We start from the raw sequence: 17257 nt of genomic DNA on the forward strand, positions 1-17257 counted from the left end.
GGCCGTGATGGCTGATCGTCCGGTGCGTCTCTCCCTCGCCGGCCAACTGCTAGCGGTGCGTACAGGCCGACTCGTCCGTCGCCCACCAGGTCAGCCGCCTCTACGTGGCGGTTGACCTGCTCTTTTTCTGGGCAATGCTGGTCGTCGTCGGTCATCTCCGGTCGGCCCTCGGCGGCCCGAACGGCCCAGAAACGCCAAGCTGATCTTCCTGAGCTCCATCGCCGCTGTGGCGCTGTGCCGACTCTACGATCATGCGCATGGAAGGTCTCTTCGCCGTCGGGGCACTGCTCTGCGGCGGGTTCAGTTGTCTGCTGCTGCTGTGCATCGTCGCAGCGATGTGGGCGGCCGGGCGGCCTGAGAAGCGGAAGTGATGACGTCACCGCCTCAGACGTTGAAGCGGAACTCCACCACGTCGCCGTCCTGCATGACGTACTCCTTGCCTTCGATCCGGACCTTGCCGGCGGCCTTCGCCGCCGCCATCGATCCGGCCTCGACCAGGTCGTCGTAGGAGACCACCTCGGCCTTGATGAAGCCGCGCTGGAAGTCGCTGTGGATCACCCCGGCGGCCTCCGGCGCGGTCGCGCCGACCGGGACGGTCCAGGCCCGCGCCTCCTTGGGGCCGGCCGTCAGGTACGTCTGGAGCCCGAGCGTGCGGAAGCCGACCCGGACGAGCTGGTTCAGGCCGGGCTCGGACTGCCCGATGGACTCCAGCAGCTCGCGGGCCTCGTCCTCGGGCAGGTCCACCAGCTCGGACTCGATCTTGGCGTCCATGAAGATCGCCTCGGCGGGGGCGACCAGACCGCGCAGCTCGTCGAGGAACTCGGCGTTGCCCAGCTCGGCCTCGTCGACGTTGAAGACGTAGAGGAACGGCTTGGTGGTGAGCAGGTGCAGCTCACGCAGGTGTTCCAGCTCGACCTTCGCGGCTGCGGCGCCCGCGTACAGGGTCACACCGTTGTCGAGGACCTCGACCGCCTTCTTGGCGGCCTCGACGGCGGCGGCCCGGTCCTTGCGGAGCTTGGCCTCCTTCTCCAGCCGGGGCAGCGCCTTCTCCAGCGTCTGGATGTCGGCCAGGATCAGCTCGGTGTTGATCGTCTCGATGTCGTCGGCCGGGGAGACCTTGCCGTCGACGTGCACCACGTTCGGGTCGGAGAAGGCGCGCACCACCTGGCAGATCGCCGAGGCGTCGCGGATGTTGGCGAGGAACGCGTTGCCCCGGCCCTGCCCCTTGGACGCGCCGCGGACCAGGCCGGCGATGTCGACGAAGGAGACGGGCGCCGGCAGCACCTTCTGCGAGGAGAAGATCTCGGCCAGCTTGGCCAGCCGCTCGTCGGGCAGCCCGACCACGCCGACGTTCGGCTCGATGGTGGCGAACGGGTAGTTCGCGGCGAGCACGTCGTTCTTGGTCAGCGCGTTGAACAGGGTGCTCTTGCCCACGTTGGGCAGGCCGACGATGCCGATGGTGAGACTCACGACGAACCAGCTTACGCGGTTCGCCGCCCGCGCCGGGCAGGCAGGTCCGCGAAGCCTGTCACTCCGACAGCAGGCTCGGCTCGATCCGGGTCTCCCGGGCGGTGCCGTCCTCGGCGCGGACCAGCTCGTACGCGGCCACGCCCGGCCGGTCGGCCACCGCCTCGGCCAGCCGCGTGCCCCGGTAGATCAGCCCGACGCCGTCGTCGGTGCAGTGGCTGGCCGGGAGCGTGCCGTCGGCGACCAGCTGGTGCATCAGCGGTCGCCGCTGTTCCTCGCTGTCGTAGTGCACGCCGTTGCCGTACGGGAGCCAGCCCAGCCCTTCGGTGAAGGGCCGCAGCGTCGGACCGTAGCTGTCGGTGGCGCCGCCGGTGTGCCAGCAGATCGAGCCGGCGGAGACACCGCCGAGCACCACGCCTGCCTGCCAGCACTCGTGCAGGATCTCCGGCAGGCCGTGCACCCGCCAGACCGCGCAGAGGTTGGCCACGCTGCCGCCGCCGACCCAGATGACGTCCTGCGCGAGCAGGTGGGCGCGGATGTCCTCGACGTTCGGCATCGGGTAGAGCGCCAGGTGGGAGGCTCGGAACCGGGTGCCGGCGAAGGCGCCGTAGAAGACGGTGAACCCGGTCGGCTGGTCCCCGGTGGCCTGGCCGAGGTAGCAGACGCGCGGCGCGTCACCGGCCCCGGCCAGGTCGGCCATCAGGTCGAACAGGGCGCTGGGCCGGGCGTCCCAGGGGCCACGACGACGGCTGGCGAAACCCATGCTGGTGGCGACGATCGTCGGTTCAGTGGCGGGCACGGGCGTCCTTCCGGCCGATGACAGTGACGATCATTGTGCCGGACCGGAGGTGTCGGCCGCGGCGAGCAGCGTACGCAGCAGGTCGGCCAGCCGCTCCTGGTCGGCCGGGGGCAGCGCGTCGAGGATCCGCCGCTGCACCGCGAGCCCGGCCTCGGCGGACTCCTCGACCACCCGGCGACCGGTGTCGGTGAGTATGACCCGCAGCGCCCGCCGGTCGGCCGGGTCCGGCGAGCGCCGTACCAGGCCGGCCCGTTCGAGGCGGTCGAGCCGCCCGGTCATGCCGCCCGAGGTGAGCATCAGCGAGGCGGCGAGCGCCTTCGGCGCCAGCGTGTACGGCTCACCGGAGCGGCGCAGCGCGGCGAGCACGTCGAACTCACCTCGGCCGATGCCCCAGGCCGCGTACACCTTCTCCTGGCCGTCGCCGACCAGCCGGGCGAGCCGGTAGATGCGGCCGAACACGGCCATCGGCTCGGGCCGCATGCCGGGTCGTTCCCGCCGCCACTGCTCGACGATCGCGTCCACCTCGTCGCCTGTCACGGCTGCCGATTGTGCCCCACGTCCCACTTCCCTTTTCGCTCGGGCCTGAGTAGCTTAGCCCTAAGATACTTAGAGCTGAGGAAGCTGCTGTGAACTCTCGCTGGACCGACGTCGCGCTCACCGCCGCCGCCCCCGTCACCTGGGGCACCACCTACCTGGTCACCGCCGAACTCCTGCCCCCGGACCGGCCGCTCTGGGCCGGCGCGATCCGCGCCCTCCCGGCCGGTCTGCTGCTGCTCGCGCTGACCCGAAGGCGACCACACGGCCGCTGGTGGGGGCGGGCCGCCGCGCTCGGCGCGCTCAACATCGGGGTGTTCTTCCCGCTGCTCTTCCTCGCCGCGTACCGGCTGCCCGGTGGCACCGCCGCCGTGCTCGGCGCCGCCCAGCCGCTGCTGGTGGCGGTGCTGACGGTCGCGCTGCTCCGCGACCGCCCCACCCGGCCGGCGCTGGTCGCCGCCGTGGCCGCCCCGCTCGGCGTCGCCCTCGTGGTGCTGCGCCCCGGCGCCGGCCTCGACCCGCTCGGCGTCGCCGCCGGGCTCGCCGGGGCCGTGGCGATGGCCACCGGGCTGGTGCTCACCCGCCACTGGGGCCGGCCACCCGGAGTGGGCGTCCTGGCCGCGACGAGCTGGCAACTCGTCGCCGGTGGCCTGATGATCGTGCCGGTCGCCGCCGCCGTCGAGGGCGCGCCGCCCGTGCCCGACGGGCCGGCCCTCCTCGGGTACGCGTGGCTCGGGCTGGCCGGCACCGCGCTGGCGTACGTGCTGTGGTTCCGGGGCGCGGCGCGACTGCCGGTGTCCCGCGTGTCGGTGCTCGGCGCGTTGAGCCCGCTGACTGCGGCGACGCTCGGCTGGGCGGTGCTCGGTGAGGCGCTGGACCCGGTCCAGCTCGCCGGTTTCGCGGTGGCCGTGGCGGCGATGGTGCTCGCCCAGATGCCGGACCGGCCTCCTCGCCCGCGGCTGGGTGGCGACGCGGACCACCCGGCGATGGCGCTGGTCGGCGTTCGGGCGGGCGGCGGAGCGGTGGGCTGGTGGCGGCGCCGTCAGCCGGCCCGCAGCCGGCGCCAGTCGTCCGGCCACGCCTCGGCGGCGACACCCTCGGGCAGCGCACCGGCCGGCAGTTGCGCCGCGGCGGCCAGCGGCAGCGTGAACCGGTGCGCGGCGGCGGGCCCGGCCTCGTACGACCGGTCGAGCAGCCACCGCACCTCGTCGGCGGTCCAGCCCAGGCCGGACCGGGCGGCGATCTCCCGGACCAGCCGCAGGCCGACGCGGGTGTCGTCGTCGTAGAAGCGCATGCACCAGTGGTGCGCCCACATGCCGAGCGCGCGCAGCCCGTCCGGGTCGAGCGAGCCGACCAGCCGGCCGCAGGCGGTGTCGGGGAAGGGGCGCCCGGGGTCACCGGCCCGGTCGCGCTCGATCGCGCCGTAGGCGGCCGGCGCCACCAACCTCATCCGCTCGTAGAAGCCCTGCACCACCGCGGCGTCCAACGGTGCCCGCCCCGATCGCATCAGCGGACACCCCGCCCGGCCACGCTCGCCATGCCCCGCACCTTTTCTTGAGTTGGTGGCGGGACCGTACCGACCACTTACGACACTTTCTCGGGTCCGCCGGGCATGATCCACACCATTCCGCCGAGGTGGCGGCATCCGGGAACCGGCGATACCGCCACCTCCCCGAGCTGGCGCGACTGCCACACGTCATGTCCGAATACCGCCAGCCACGGCCGGGGACGGCGAGGCAGGATCGGGGGCATGGAGCTGGACTTTGAGCGGTGTTACCGGGCCGTCGACAGCCGCGATCCGCGGTTCGACGGCTGGTTCTACACCGGCGTGACGTCGACCGGGATCTACTGCCGGCCGTCCTGTCCGGCGATGACACCCAAGCGGCAGAATGTCCGCTTCTTCCCGTCGGCCGCCGCCGCGCAGGGGGCCGGGCTGCGGGCGTGCCGCCGGTGCCGGCCGGACGCGGCGCCGGGCTCCCCGCAGTGGGACGTCCGGGCCGACCTGGTCGGCCGCGCCATGCGGCTGATCGCCGACGGCGTGGTCGACCGCGACGGGGTGCCCGGGCTGGCCGGCCGGCTGGGCTACACCGAGCGGCACCTGCACCGGATGCTCCAGGCCGAGCTGGGCGCCGGCCCGCTGGCGCTGGCCCGGGCACAGCGCGCGCAGACCGCCCGGATCCTGATCGAGACCACCGGCCTCGGCCTGGCCGAGGTGGCCTTCGCCGCCGGGTTCGGCAGCGTCCGGCAGTTCAACGAGACGGTCCGTGAGGTCTACGGCGGCACCCCGTCCGAGCTGCGCGCCGGGCGACGCGGTCCGGCCTCGGCCACCGGCGCGGGCACGCTCTCGCTGCGGCTGGCATACCGGCCACCGCTGCACGCGGGCGCGCTGCTGGACTTCCTCGCGCTGCGCGCGCTGCCCGGCGTCGAGGTGGTCCGCGACGGCACCTACCACCGGGGGCTGCGCCTGCCGCACGGTCCCGGCACGGTGGCGCTGACCCCGTCCGACGGCCACATCGACGCCACGTTGCGGCTGGCCGACATGCGTGACCTGGCTCCCGCGGTGGCCCGCTGCCGCCGCCTGCTCGACCTGGACGCCGACCCGGTCGCGGTGGACGCCACCCTGGCCGCCGACCCGGCGCTGGCCCCGGCGGTCGTCGCCGAGCCGGGCGTCCGGCTTCCGCACGCGGTCGACGGCTTCGAGCTGGCCGTCCGCGCCGTCGTGACCCAGCAGGTCTCGCTGACCTCGGCGCGGACCACGCTCACCCGCCTGCTCTCCGCCGTCCCGTCGGCGAGCGGTTCGGGCACCGACGACCCGGCCGACGGCCTGGTGGCGTTCCCGGGTCCCGCCGACGTGCTCGCGGCGCCGGACCCGGCGTTCCGGATGCCGGCCGCCCGCCGGGAGACGATCCGGGCGCTGGCCCGCGCCGTCACCGACGGGACGCTGGACCTGGAACCCGGGGGCGACCGGGAGGAGACGGTCCGGCTCCTGGCCGCGGTGCCCGGCGTCGGCCCGTGGACCACCGGCTACCTGGCCATGCGCGCACTCGGCGACCCCGATGTCGCCCTCACCACCGACCTGGGCGTACGCCGCGGCGCAACCGCGCTCGGCCTGCCCGACACCCCCAAGACCCTGCTCGCGTACGCCGAACGCTGGCGCCCCTGGCGGTCCTACGCGACGATCCGACTCTGGAGAGCAGCATGAGCACTGTGGACAGCACCGTCATCGACACACCGGTCGGCCCGTTGAGCGTGCTCGCCGGCCCCGACGGCGCGGTACGTGCGGCCGGATTCACGCCCGACCCGGCGGCCCTGGCGCCGTTGACCCACCCGAGCCTGCGTGGTGACCTGCGGGAGCGGGCCGACCTCGGTCCGGTCACTGCCGCCGTCCGGGCCTACCTGGACGGAGACCTCGCCGCGATCGACGCGGTCCCGGTGGAGCAGCACAGCGGCGGGCTCTTCCTGACGCATGCCTGGCAGGTGCTGCGCGACGTCAAGCCCGGCGACCCGGTCACCTACACCGGGTTCGCCGCGCTGGCCGGACGCCCCGCCGCGGTCCGCGCCGCCGCGGCGGCATGCGCGCGCAACGCGGCAGCGCTCTTCGTGCCCTGTCACCGCGTGCTGCGCACCGACGGCACGCTCGGCGGCTACCGCTGGGGCCTGCCCGTGAAGAAGTGGCTTCTCGGGCATGAGGGACGGGTGACGGCTAGCTGACAGCGGAAACGTCACCCCCGGCGGCTACCGTCGGGTAGTGCCCGCGCCCAGCGACGGCAACCCCGCGGCGCAGAACGACGCCCGGTCCAAGCCGCTGCGCAACCTCTGGCGGCTGCGGCCCTACCTGCGCCCGTACGCGACGGAGTTCGCCTGGCTGCTGGTGGCGGCGCTCGCGGCCACCGCGGCGAGCCTCGCCGTTCCGCTCGTGGTGCAGCGGGTGGTCGACGGGCCGGTGGCCCGGCACGACGAGGCCGGGCTGCTGCGGCTCGGCGCCCTGGCGCTGCTGCTCGGGCTGGCCGAGGCGGTTCTCATCTTCATCCGCCGCTGGACCCAGTCGTCGTCCTCGGTGGGCATGGAGGCGGCCATCCGCGCCGACATCTACGCCCACCTGCAACGGCTCCCGGCCGGCTTCCACGACCGCTGGCAGTCCGGCCAGCTGCTGTCCCGGATCACCAGCGACCTCTCGGTGATCCGGCGGTTCCTCTCCTTCGGGCTGCTGTTCCTGGTCCTCAACCTGATCACCTACGTCGCCGTGGTGGTGCTGCTGATCCGGCTGCACCCCTGGCTGGGTTCGCTGGTCGCGGCCAGCGCCGTACCGCTGTTCCTGATCAGCCGCCGCTTCGCCCGGCACTACCACGCGGCGTCGCGCCGGATGCAGGACCAGCAGGGCGACGTGGCCACGCTCGTCGAGGAGACCGCGCAGGGGCTGCGCACCATGCGGGCGTACGGGCGGGGGCCGGAACTGGCCGCACGGTTCGCCGTCGGCGCGCGCCGGTTGCACGACACCGGGATCGGCAAGGCGCGGCTGCTGGCCCGCACCTCGGCGCTGTTCGACCTGGTGCCCAACCTGACCCTCGGCGCGGTCCTGGTGACCGGCGCGGCGGCCGTCGCCGAGGGCGCGCTGTCCATCGGGGAGCTGGTCGCGTTCGTCAGCCTCCAGCTCATGCTGATCTGGCCGGTGCAGTCGCTCGGCTGGATCATCGCCAACGGCCAGGAGGCCGCCACCGCCGCCGACCGGATCCAGGAGGTCCTCGACACCCGCCCGACGATCGTGGACGCGCCGCACGCCCGGTCGCTGGAGCGCGCCGACGTACGCGGCCGGCTCCGCTTCGAGGGGGTCACCTTTCGCTACCCGGGCACCTCGGCGCCGGTGCTGCACGACCTGGACCTGACCGTCGAGCCGGGCGAGACGATGGCGCTCGTCGGCGTCACCGGCTGCGGCAAGAGCACGCTGCTGTCGCTCGTCCCCCGGCTGCACGAGGTGACCGGCGGCCGGATCACCGTCGACGGGCGCGACGTGCGTGACCTGCGGCTCGGCTCGCTGCGACGGCTGGTCGGGGTGGCGTTCGAGGAGCCGACCCTGTTCTCCATGTCGGTCTGGGAGAACCTGACGCTGGGGCGGCCGGAGGCGGGCGAGGAGGAGGTCCGGGCGGCGCTGGCGCTGGCGCAGGCGGACTTCGCGTACGAGCTGCCCTGGGGGCTGGCCACCCGGGTCGGTGAACAGGGGCTGTCGCTGTCCGGCGGGCAGCGGCAGCGCCTCGCGCTGGCCCGCGCGGTGCTCGGGCGGCCCGCACTGCTGGTGCTCGACGATCCGCTCTCCGCGCTCGACGTGCACACCGAGGCGCTCGTGGAGGCGGCGCTGCGCCGGGTGCTGCGGGAGAGCCGCACCACGGCCCTGCTGGTGGCGCACCGCCCCTCGACAGTGGCGCTGGCGGACCGGGTGGCGCTGCTGGACGGCGGCCGGATCGTCGCCGTCGGCACCCACTCGGAGCTGCTGGCCCGGGTGCCGGCGTACCGGGCGGTGCTCTCCGCCGAGCCGGAGCGCCGTTCCGGCGGCGTCGGTCTGGTGCGCTCGTGACCGGCGGCGCGCCGCGGGTGCCCCGGCCCCGCGACGCGCCGCGCGACACCGGCGCGCGCACCGCCGGGCACGGGCAGGCGCACGGCGCAGCCGGCCCACGCCACGACGACGCGAACCGCACCGGCGGACGCGACGACCTGTCCCGCTGGCGCGGCCGGGCCACCGACCCGGACGCCGACCGCAGCCGCGCCGAGGACTCCTCCCCGGCGGCGGTGGCCCGGCTCCGCGCCCGCAGCCGGCTCCTGCTGCGGCAACTGCTGCGCCCGCACCGGCGTGCGCTCGGGCTGGCGGTGGCGCTTCTGCTGGCCCAGAACGCCGCCGCGATGTCCGGCCCGTACCTGGTCATGCTCGGCATCGACCGGGGCATCGGGCCACTGCGGGCCGGTGATCCCGGCCCGCTGATCGCTGTCGCCGCCGCGTTCGTGGTGGCGACAGCCGTCGAGTACGCGGCCCGGCGCGCGTTCCTCACCCTCGCCGCCCGGATCGGCCAGGCCGTCCTGCTGGACCTGCGCCGACGGGTGTACGGGCACTTCCTCCGCCTCGACGTCGGTTTCCACGAGCGCTACACCTCCGGGCGGATGGTGTCCCGGCTGACGAGCGACCTGGAGTCGATCGCCGAACTGGTCGACGGCGGCATCGACAAGCTGGTGATGGCCGGGCTGTCGGTGCTGTCGGTGGCGGGCATCCTGCTCTGGCTGGACCTGCCGCTGGCGGCGGTGACGCTGCTCGCGTTCCCGTTCCTGTTCCTGCTGTCACGCTGGTTCGCGCGCGCGTCGGCGGGCGCGTACCGGCGTACCCGGGAGGCGGTGGCGCTGGTCATCGTGCACTTCGTGGAGTCGCTGCGCGGGATCCGGGCGGTGCAGGCGTACCGGCGGGAGGAGCGCAACGAGCGCATCTTCGCCGCCGTGAACGACGACTACCGGCGCTCCAGCCTGCGCGCGTTCCGGCTGATCGCGATCTACTCGCCGGGCATCCGGCTGATCGGCAACCTGACCACGGCGGTGGTGCTCGGGTACGGCGGCTGGCGGGTGCTGGGCGGCGGCGTCGAGGTGGGCGTGCTCGCCGCGTTCCTGCTCTACCTGCGCCGGTTCTTCGAGCCGATGGAGGAGTTGAGCCAGTTCTACAACGCGCTCCAGTCGGCGACCGCCGCGTTGGAGAAGCTGGCCGGGGTGCTGGACGAGCGCCCGGCGGTGGCCGAACCGGCGGACCCGGTGCCGCTGCCGGCCGGGCCGCCGCGCGGGGCGGTGACGTTCCGCGCCGTCGACTTCGGCTACCGGCGGCAGACGCCGATCCTGTCCGGCCTGGACCTGACCGTGCCGCCCGGGCAGACGGTGGCGCTGATCGGGCCGACCGGCGCCGGGAAGTCCACAGTCGCGAAGCTGCTGGCCCGGTTCCACGACCCGGACGCGGGCGCTGTCGACCTGGACGGGGTGAACCTGCGTGACCTGGCCGACGCCGAACTGCGCCGGGCGGTGGTGCTGGTGACCCAGGAGACCCACCTGTTCAGCGGATCCGTGGCCGACAACATCAGGTTCGGGCGGCCGGACGCGGACGACGAGGCGGTGGTCGCGGCGGCGCGGGCGATCGGCGCGCACGACTTCATCGCCGCGCTGCCCGACGGGTACGCCACGGACGTGCACCGGCGCGGCGGGCGGCTGTCCGCCGGTCAGCGGCAGCTCGTCGCGTTCGCCCGGGCGTTCCTCGCCGACCCGCGGGTGCTGATCCTGGACGAGGCGACCTCGTCGCTGGACGTGCCGACCGAGCGGTTGGTGCAGCGGGCCCTGCACAACGTGCTGCGCGACCGTACCGCCTTGGTGATCGCCCATCGTCTCTCCACCGTGGAGACGGCGGACCGGGTGCTGGTGCTCGACGACGGCCGGATCGTGGAGGACGGCCCACCGGCCGAGCTGATCGCCGCCGACGGCCGCTACGCCGCCCTGCACCGCCAGTGGCGCGACTCGCTCCTCTAGCTCGCTCCTCCGACCCTCGTTGATCTTGCACTTGCGGCCCGAGGGATGCCCGAAAAGCGGCTTGTGCCGGGGCGGCAAGCGCAAGATCGGCGAGGACGCGCGGGGTGGGGAAAGTCGTGGAGTGCGGCAACCGGGCTGCCTACCATCGGACGATGACCGACACGACGATCAGCGCCCGCGGCGGCGTCCCCGAGCGTCCGAGCCTGGACGGCATCGAGGAGACCTGGGCCCGCCGCTGGCAGTCCGACGGCACGTACGCGTTCGACCGTACGAAGGAGCGGTCGGACGTATACGCGATCGACACTCCCCCGCCGACCGTGTCGGGCGAACTGCACATGGGGCACGTGTTCTCGTACACGCACACCGACACGGTGGCCCGGTTCCAGCGGATGCGCGGGCGCACGGTCTTCTACCCGATGGGCTGGGACGACAACGGGCTGCCCACCGAACGCCGGGTGCAGAACGTGTACGGCGTGCGTCCCGACCCGGCGCTGCCATACGACAGCAACTGGCGGCCGCCGTCCGCGCCGGTGGACGACACGGCCCGGAAGAACCCGACGGCGATCTCCCGGCGCAACTTCATCGAGCTGTGCGAACTGCTCACCGTCGAGGACGAGAAGGCGTTCGAGGCGCTGTGGCGGCGGCTCGGGCTGTCGGTGGACTGGTCGCTGACGTACACCACGATCGGGTCGGCGGCCCGCGCCGCGAGCCAGCGCGCGTTCCTGCGCAATCTGGCGCGGGGCGAGGCGTACCAGGCCGAGGCGCCGACGCTGTGGGACGTCGGGTACGGCACCGCCGTGGCGCAGGCCGAGCTGGAGGACCGGGAGCGGCCCGGCGCGTACCACCGGCTGCGGTTCACCGGGCCGGACGGCCGCGAGGTGCTGATCGACACCACCCGCCCGGAGCTGCTGCCGGCCTGCGTGGCGCTGGTCTGCCACCCCGACGACGAGCGGTACGCGGACCTGGTCGGCGCGTCCGCGCGTACCCCGGTGTTCGGGGTCGAGGTGCCGGTGCGCGCGCACCCGCTGGCGGACCCGGCCAAGGGCACGGGCATCGCGATGGTCTGCACGTTCGGTGACCTGACCGACGTGACCTGGTGGCGTGAGCTGCGGCTGGACACCCGCGTGGTGATCGGCCGGGACGGGCGGCTGCTGCCGGAGCCGCCGGCCGGCGTGCCGGCGGCGCCCTACGCGGCGCTGGCCGGGCAGACGGTGAACGGCGCCCGGCGGACGCTGGTGGAGCTGCTGGCCGACGCGGGTGATCTGGTCGGCGAGCCGCGCCCGATCACGCACCCGGTGAAGTTCTACGAGCGCGGCGACCGGCCGCTGGAGATCGTCTCGACCCGGCAGTGGTATCTGCGCAACGGCGGCCGGGACGCCGGCCTGCGCGAGGAGCTGCTGGCCCGGGGTCGGGAGCTGCGCTGGGTGCCGGAGCACATGCGGCACCGCTACGAACACTGGGTGGGCGGCCTCACCGGTGACTGGCTGGTCAGCCGGCAGCGGTTCTTCGGCGTGCCGGTGCCGGTGTGGTACCGGCTCGACGACACTGGCGAGCCGGACTGGACCCACCCTCTCACACCGGACGAGGCGACGCTCCCGATCGACCCGAGCAGCGAACCGCCGCCCGGATACGAGGAGTCGCAGCGCGGTGTGCCGGGCGGTTTCACCGGCGACCCGGACGTGCTGGACACCTGGGCCACCTCGTCGCTGACCCCGCAGATCGTCGGCGGCTGGGAGACCGACCCGGACCTGTTCGCCAGGGTCTTCCCGATGGACCTGCGCCCGCAGGGGCACGACATCATCCGGACCTGGCTGTTCGCCACCGTCGCCCGGTCCCACCTGGAGCACGGCGCGCTGCCCTGGCACACCACTGTGCTCTCCGGCTGGATCCTCGACCCGGACCGCAAGAAGATGTCGAAGTCCAAGGGCAACGTGGTCACGCCGATGGCGCTGCTGGAACAGAACGGCTCCGACGCGGTCCGCTACTGGGCCGCCAACGGCAAGCCGGGCATGGACCTCGCCTTCGACCCGGCCCAGGTCAAGGTGGGCCGGCGGCTGGCCACCAAGCTGCTCAACGCGTCGCGGTTCGCGCTCGGGCTGGGCGCCGCCGACGCGCTGCGGGCCGCGGCGACCCAACCGCTGGACACCGCGATGCTCGCCGAACTGTCCGGCGTGGTCGCGACCGCGACCACCGCCTTCGACGGGTACGACCACACGGCCGCCCTGATGGCCACCGAAGCGTTCTTCTGGCGGTTCTGCGACGACTACATCGAGTTGGTGAAGGAGCGCGCCTACGGCACCGGGCCGGCGGCCGACTCGGCCCGGGCGGCGCTGGCGACCGCGTTGACGGTGCAGTTGCGCCTGTTCGCGCCGGTGCTGCCGTTCGTCACCGAGGAGGTCTGGTCGTGGTGGCGGTACGGCTCGGTGCACCGCTCGCCGTGGCCGACCACGTACGAGGTGGGCCGCGCGACGCAGGTGCCGGGTGACCCGGAACTGCTGCGACTGGCCGCCGACGCGCTGGGTCAGGTGCGCCGCGCCAAGTCGGAACGGAAGCTGTCGATGAAGGCGGACGTGCCGCTGGCCGAGGCGCTCGGACCGGCCGCGGTGCTGGACCAGCTCGGCACGGTCGCCGACGACCTGCGCGCGGCGGGCCGGATCGCGAAGCTGGACCTGCTGCCGGATCGCACCACCGAACTGGTCATCGCCTGCGCGTTCTGAGCGCCGCCGGCGATGTAAGGAAGGGCCCCTTCTTAACGCCTGGCGTCGTAGAAGGGGCCCTTCTTAACACCCCGAAGGGCCGGCCGGACCGGCCCGCGGCGGTGCATTCCTCAGTCGGCCGCGCAGGCCGCCTTGAGCTTGTCCCGGGCGGCGGTGAGATCCGCCCTGCTCGGCGCCTTGCCCGGCGCCTTGGCCCAGGCGTCGGCGAGGTCGCTCATCTCGGTCGCGACGCCCTTCACCGCGCTGTTCACCTCGTCGCTGTTGGTGAAGGCGTGCGTGTAGAGCGTGGCCGCGCCCGCCGAGTACTGCGCGCTGACCGCCGAGTGACCGGCCGGCGGGCCGATCTTCTCCGCCTCGGCCACCTCCTTCAGGGCGGCCGTGATGTCCTTCTCCGCCGTCGTGCAGGTCTTCCGGGTGGCCTCGTCGAGGCCCACCGGGGCCGGCGTCACCGGCGGCACGGACGTGGCGGCCGGGGCGGAGGGCGCCGCCGACCCGGCCGAGGGGGTGTCCTCGTCGTCGCCGCAGCCGGACATGACGATCAGCGCCACCGCGGCCGGAGCCAGCAGGGCGAAGCGAGCTGAACGCACAGTGTTCTCCCCGTGTCGGTGTTCGTAGCCGCCGCAAACTAGCAGACCGGACACGGCAGGGCGGAACCCGTTTTCCGTCGCGAACGCCGGAAAACGGGTCCCGCCCTCCGGGCTCAGCTCGTCTCGCCGGCCACGCTGAACGAGCGCAGGCGGTCGATCGCCAGCACGGTGAACCCGACCGCCACCAGCGCGGTGAGCACCGCCGCGACCGGCACCGAGACACTGGTGCCGAGCAGCGGCGTCGGCGCCATCCGGTCGGCCAGGGCGATCACCCACTGCTGGATCGACAGCACCCGGGTGCCGCTGACGAACCGGCCCAGCAGGCCTTCCCAGATCAGCACGTAGACCAGGCCGAGCAGCACCGGCCGCCGGGTCACCAGGCTCAGCGCCAGGAACAGCGCCGAGTACGCCAGCGCGCCCGCCGCCGAGGCGACGACCAGGGCGAGTCCGAGGCGTACCGAATCGGCGAGCACGCCCGCGACGTAGATCGGGACACCGACGGTGACCGCCGTGACGCCGGCCGCGACCGCCAGCTTCGGCAGCACGATCTGCCAGCGCGGCAGCGGCTTGGTGAGGATGTGCACGACGGTGCCGTCGTCGATCTCCGCGCCGAGCACGCCGGTGCCCACGATCAGCGCCACCACCGGCAGCACCACCGCCAGGCCGAGGCCGACGAGCACCGGCGGGCCCCACTGGCCGGGGTCGACGCCGAGCGACCGGCAGAGCACCGCCAGGCCGATCAGGATCAGCGGCAACGGCAGCAGCATGAGGAACCGGCTCCGGCCGAACAGGCCGCGCGCGGTGATCCAGGTGACTGTCGACATCATGCCTCCACCAGATACGAGAAGACGCTCTCCAGCGACTCGTCCTCCGGCAGGAGCTGCCGGACCCGGATGCCGTGCCGGAGCGCGATCCGGGGCAGGGCCCGGGTGAACGCGCCGTAGTCGCCGGCCTTGACGGTCAGGCCGGTGCGGCCCAGCTCGACGCCGGAGACCGACGCCTCGGCCATCAGCGCCACCGCCAGGGCGCGGTCGTCGGTGGAGCGGACCGCGAACACGTGCGGCCGGTTGGTCATCAGGCGGCGGATGGTCCGGTAGTCGCCGGAGGCGGCCAGCCGGCCGGCGACCATCACCTGGACGGTGCCGGAGACCTGCTCGACCTCCTCCAGGATGTGCGAGCTGAACAGGATGGTCCGTCCCGCGTCGCCGAGCCGGTGCAGCAGCGCCATCATGTGCAGCCGCTGGCGCGGGTCCATCCCGTTGAACGGCTCGTCGAGCAGCAGCACCTGCGGGTCGTGCACCAGCGCGGCGGCGACCCGGGTGCGCTGCCGCATGCCCTTGGAGTAGGTGCCGATCCGGCGGGTCTGCGCGTCCTCCATCTCGACCAGCTCGATCGCCCGCTTCGTGGCGGCCTCCGGGTCGGGCAGCCGGTGCAGCTTCGCGCTGGCCAGCACGAACTCGTACGCGCTGAGGAACGTGTGCACCGCCTCGCGCTCGCTGACCAGGCCGAGCCGCCGGTAGACGCCGGGGTTGCGCCAGGTCGGCTCCCCGTCCAGCGTCACCGTGCCGCGCGACGGCGACAGGAAGCCCGCCATCATGTGCAGCAGCGTGGTCTTGCCGGCGCCGTTGGGGCCGAGCAGGCCGGTCACGCCGGGGCCGAGCCGCATGGTGACGTCGTTGACCGCCACCACGTTGCCGTACCAGCGGGAGACACCGGCCAGGTCGAGCGTGCTCGTCGCGGCGGCGGGCGCGCCGGCCGCCGACTGGGTGCTGATCGCCGTCATCGGGCGGCCACCTTCCGGTATCGCAGGAGCAGCAGGCTGACGCAGGCGGCGACCAGCAGCACGGCGACCGCGGCGTAGACCGGCCCGAAGTCGCCGATCGGCATGCCACCCCGTCCCTGGGTCAGCCGGTCGCCGAGCGCCCAGTTGCCCACGCCGCCGACGAGCGTCGGCGGGGAGGCGACGAAGGCCAGCTCGTTGATCGTCCGCGAGGGCAGGATGGACAGCACGCCGACGACCGGCGTGGTCATCAGGAAGACCGCCACGATGCCGCCGGCCGCGAACGCGCGCTTGCCGGTCAGCGAGGCGACGAGCAGCGCGATCGAGGCGAACACCACCGCCCAGAGCCCGGCGTAGAGCAGCCCGGGCAGCAGGTCGAGCAGTTCGTCCCACACCCCGCGTACGCCCCGGTTCGTGGTGAACGCGGCGCCGAGGAACATCACCAGCTGCGGGCCGCCGAGCAGCAGCCACAGCGCGGTGACAAGCGCCAGCAGCTTGGACAGCGCGTAGTCGCCGCGCGGCAGCGGCCGGGAGAAGTACAGCGGCAGCACGCCGCTGCGCAGGTCGCGGGAGACCAGCTCGGGCGCGGCCACCGCGGCGAAGAAGATGACCAGCCAGCTCATCGCGTCGGCGAACTGGGCGTACGTCATCACCACCTCGCCGATCTGGCTGCGCACCGCGGTGACCCCGGCGGCCACCACGGTCACCACGGAGACGACCAGCCACGGGAAGATCTTGGCCTTGGCGCTGCGGCCCAGCCCGAAGACGGTACGCACGCCGTGCAGGTAGAGCGCGCCGAAGACCTGCCGGCGGCCGAGCCGCGGGCCGGTGTAGCGCTGGTAGCCGATGTCGTGGATGACCCCGGTCGCGTCAGACATGGCTGGGCTCCCTCGCGGCGAAGAGTTCGGCCACCCGGTGCCGCCGCTGGTCCAGCCGGTGCAGCGGCAGGTCCAGCTCGGCGACCGCGCCGAGGATCTGGTCGTAGGTGGCGTCGTCGGCGAGCGGGACGAGCAGCAGCCGCCCGTCGCGGGTCACCGGCAGGTCGAGCGCGGCGAGCCGGGCGGCCAGGTCGTCGGTGCCCTCGCTCACCTCGACGGCGAGCACGTCGGTGGCGGTGGTCATGGCGGACACCCGGTCGGCGCGCAGCAGCCGGCCGCCGTCGATGGCGACGAGCGTGTCGCAGATCCGCTCCACCTCGCCGAGCAGGTGCGAGCAGACCACCACCGAGATGCCGAACTCGGTGCCGATCCGGTGGATCAGCGCGAGCATGGCGTCCCGGCCGGCCGGGTCGAGGCCGTTCGTCGGCTCGTCGAGCAGCAGCAGATCGGGATCGTGTACGAGCGCCTGGGCGAGCTTGACCCGCTGCTTCATGCCGGTGGAGTAGCCACCGACGGCCCGGTGCCGCTCCTCGTGCAGGCCGACGTGGCGCAGCGCCTCGGAGGCCCGTTCCCGGGCGACGGTGCGCGGCAGTCCGCTGATCCGGCCCAGGTGGGTGACCAGCTCGGCGGCGGACAGGTCGGGCGGGAGGGCGTCGTGCTCGGGCATGTATCCGACCCGGGCGCGGACCGCGGCCGGGTCGGTGGTCGGGTCGAGGCCGAGCACCTGTACCCGGCCGCTGGTCGGCGGGAGCAGACCCAGCAGGATCTTGATCAGAGTGGACTTGCCGGCGCCATTCGCGCCCACCAGCCCGATGATCCCCGGCTCGACCGATACGGTGAGGTCGGTCAACGCGGTGACCCGGCCTCCGTACGTCTTGGTCAGCGACTCGGTCGCGAGCAGTGTCACGCCGTTCAGCGTAGAACTCCGGGGCCGCGCCGGAGCCCGTCCTGACCCG

Annotated in this window: 14 protein-coding genes and 1 pseudogene; 6 read left to right on the forward strand and 9 right to left on the reverse strand. The window is 73.7% G+C overall.

Annotated elements, in window-relative coordinates:
* Nucleotides 1–384: 384 nt before the first annotated feature.
* The 3 genes from ychF to HA073_RS18195 are packed head-to-tail and all read right to left on the reverse strand — an operon-like array spanning nucleotide 385 to nucleotide 2803.
* On the reverse strand, nucleotides 385–1470 hold the full coding sequence (gene ychF, locus HA073_RS18185; protein ID WP_043328395.1) for a redox-regulated ATPase YchF: 1086 nt from the start codon (nucleotides 1468–1470) through the stop codon (nucleotides 385–387).
* A gap of 58 nt (nucleotides 1471–1528) precedes the next feature.
* The gene (locus HA073_RS18190) at nucleotides 1529–2266 is read right to left on the reverse strand and encodes a peptidase E (protein WP_113974743.1); all 738 of its coding nucleotides are present in this window, start codon (nucleotides 2264–2266) and stop codon (nucleotides 1529–1531) included.
* 30 nt (nucleotides 2267–2296) lie between these two features.
* Nucleotides 2297–2803: a MarR family winged helix-turn-helix transcriptional regulator gene (locus HA073_RS18195; protein ID WP_166456919.1), complete on the reverse strand. Its 507-nt coding sequence runs from the start codon at nucleotides 2801–2803 to the stop codon at nucleotides 2297–2299.
* An 89-nt stretch (nucleotides 2804–2892) separates the two neighbouring features.
* Between HA073_RS18195 and HA073_RS30675 the strand changes: the two are divergent.
* Nucleotides 2893–3666 (forward strand): annotated as a pseudogene (locus HA073_RS30675) (EamA family transporter); the annotation flags it as partial.
* A gap of 176 nt (nucleotides 3667–3842) precedes the next feature.
* Here HA073_RS30675 and HA073_RS30680 read toward each other — a convergent pair.
* Nucleotides 3843–4307: a hypothetical protein gene (locus HA073_RS30680; protein WP_240925835.1), complete on the reverse strand. Its 465-nt coding sequence runs from the start codon at nucleotides 4305–4307 to the stop codon at nucleotides 3843–3845.
* Nucleotides 4308–4550: 243 nt separating this feature from the next.
* Here HA073_RS30680 and HA073_RS18205 point away from each other — a divergent pair, with 243 nt between their 5' ends.
* The 5 genes from HA073_RS18205 (at nucleotide 4551) to valS (ending at nucleotide 13056) form a co-directional block, all read left to right on the forward strand.
* Entirely contained in the window at nucleotides 4551–6002 is a 1452-nt protein-coding gene (locus tag HA073_RS18205; RefSeq protein ID WP_166456921.1) for a DNA-3-methyladenine glycosylase 2 family protein, read from the forward strand.
* The gene (locus tag HA073_RS18210; protein WP_166456922.1) at nucleotides 5999–6511 is read left to right on the forward strand and encodes a methylated-DNA--[protein]-cysteine S-methyltransferase; all 513 of its coding nucleotides are present in this window, start codon (nucleotides 5999–6001) and stop codon (nucleotides 6509–6511) included. The genes HA073_RS18205 and HA073_RS18210 overlap by 4 nt, the downstream gene beginning before the upstream one ends.
* 37 nt (nucleotides 6512–6548) lie before the next feature.
* Nucleotides 6549–8369: an ABC transporter ATP-binding protein gene (locus HA073_RS18215; protein ID WP_166456923.1), complete on the forward strand. Its 1821-nt coding sequence runs from the start codon at nucleotides 6549–6551 to the stop codon at nucleotides 8367–8369.
* A 137-nt stretch (nucleotides 8370–8506) separates the two neighbouring features.
* Nucleotides 8507–10339, forward strand: a complete 1833-nt coding sequence (locus tag HA073_RS18220; protein WP_205797832.1) for an ABC transporter ATP-binding protein — start codon at nucleotides 8507–8509, stop codon at nucleotides 10337–10339.
* Nucleotides 10340–10491: 152 nt separating this feature from the next.
* A complete protein-coding gene (valS, locus tag HA073_RS18225) occupies nucleotides 10492–13056 on the forward strand; it encodes a valine--tRNA ligase (RefSeq protein WP_166456924.1) in 2565 nt (854 codons plus the stop codon).
* 110 nt (nucleotides 13057–13166) lie between these two features.
* Here valS and HA073_RS18230 read toward each other — a convergent pair whose 3' ends face one another.
* The 5 genes from HA073_RS18230 to HA073_RS18250 form a co-directional block, all read right to left on the reverse strand.
* Nucleotides 13167–13604, reverse strand: coding sequence for a hypothetical protein (locus tag HA073_RS18230; RefSeq protein ID WP_187693382.1), 438 nt, complete (start codon nucleotides 13602–13604; stop codon nucleotides 13167–13169).
* A gap of 152 nt (nucleotides 13605–13756) precedes the next feature.
* Nucleotides 13757–14467, reverse strand: a complete 711-nt coding sequence (locus tag HA073_RS18235; RefSeq protein WP_043328383.1) for an ABC transporter permease — start codon at nucleotides 14465–14467, stop codon at nucleotides 13757–13759.
* On the reverse strand, nucleotides 14467–15426 hold the full coding sequence (locus HA073_RS18240) for an ABC transporter ATP-binding protein (RefSeq protein ID WP_166456925.1): 960 nt from the start codon (nucleotides 15424–15426) through the stop codon (nucleotides 14467–14469). Before HA073_RS18240 ends, HA073_RS18235 begins: the two co-directional genes overlap by 1 nt.
* Complete coding sequence (locus tag HA073_RS18245; protein ID WP_043328381.1) at nucleotides 15423–16301, reverse strand: ABC transporter permease; 879 nt, start codon at nucleotides 16299–16301, stop codon at nucleotides 15423–15425. Before HA073_RS18245 ends, HA073_RS18240 begins: the two co-directional genes overlap by 4 nt.
* Complete coding sequence (locus HA073_RS18250) at nucleotides 16294–17208, reverse strand: ABC transporter ATP-binding protein (protein WP_064448851.1); 915 nt, start codon at nucleotides 17206–17208, stop codon at nucleotides 16294–16296. Before HA073_RS18250 ends, HA073_RS18245 begins: the two co-directional genes overlap by 8 nt.
* Between the last annotated feature and the right edge of the window lie 49 nt (nucleotides 17209–17257).

The organism is Micromonospora sp. CMU55-4, from assembly GCF_011602315.1.
GTDB classification, from domain to species: domain Bacteria; phylum Actinomycetota; class Actinomycetes; order Mycobacteriales; family Micromonosporaceae; genus Micromonospora; species Micromonospora chalcea.

Bases quoted from the DNA above. Each gene is read 5' to 3' on its own strand.
- HA073_RS18210 (WP_166456922.1), top strand. From the start codon at position 5,999: ATGAGCACTGTGGACAGCACCGTCATCGACACACCGGTCGGCCCGTTG.
- HA073_RS18205 (WP_166456921.1), top strand. From the start codon at position 4,551: ATGGAGCTGGACTTTGAGCGGTGTTACCGGGCCGTCGACAGCCGCGAT.
- valS (WP_166456924.1), top strand. From the start codon at position 10,492: ATGACCGACACGACGATCAGCGCCCGCGGCGGCGTCCCCGAGCGTCCG.
- HA073_RS18240 (WP_166456925.1), bottom strand. From the start codon at position 15,426: ATGACGGCGATCAGCACCCAGTCGGCGGCCGGCGCGCCCGCCGCCGCG.
- HA073_RS18245 (WP_043328381.1), bottom strand. From the start codon at position 16,301: ATGTCTGACGCGACCGGGGTCATCCACGACATCGGCTACCAGCGCTAC.
- HA073_RS30680 (WP_240925835.1), bottom strand. From the start codon at position 4,307: ATGCGATCGGGGCGGGCACCGTTGGACGCCGCGGTGGTGCAGGGCTTC.
- HA073_RS18235 (WP_043328383.1), bottom strand. From the start codon at position 14,467: ATGTCGACAGTCACCTGGATCACCGCGCGCGGCCTGTTCGGCCGGAGC.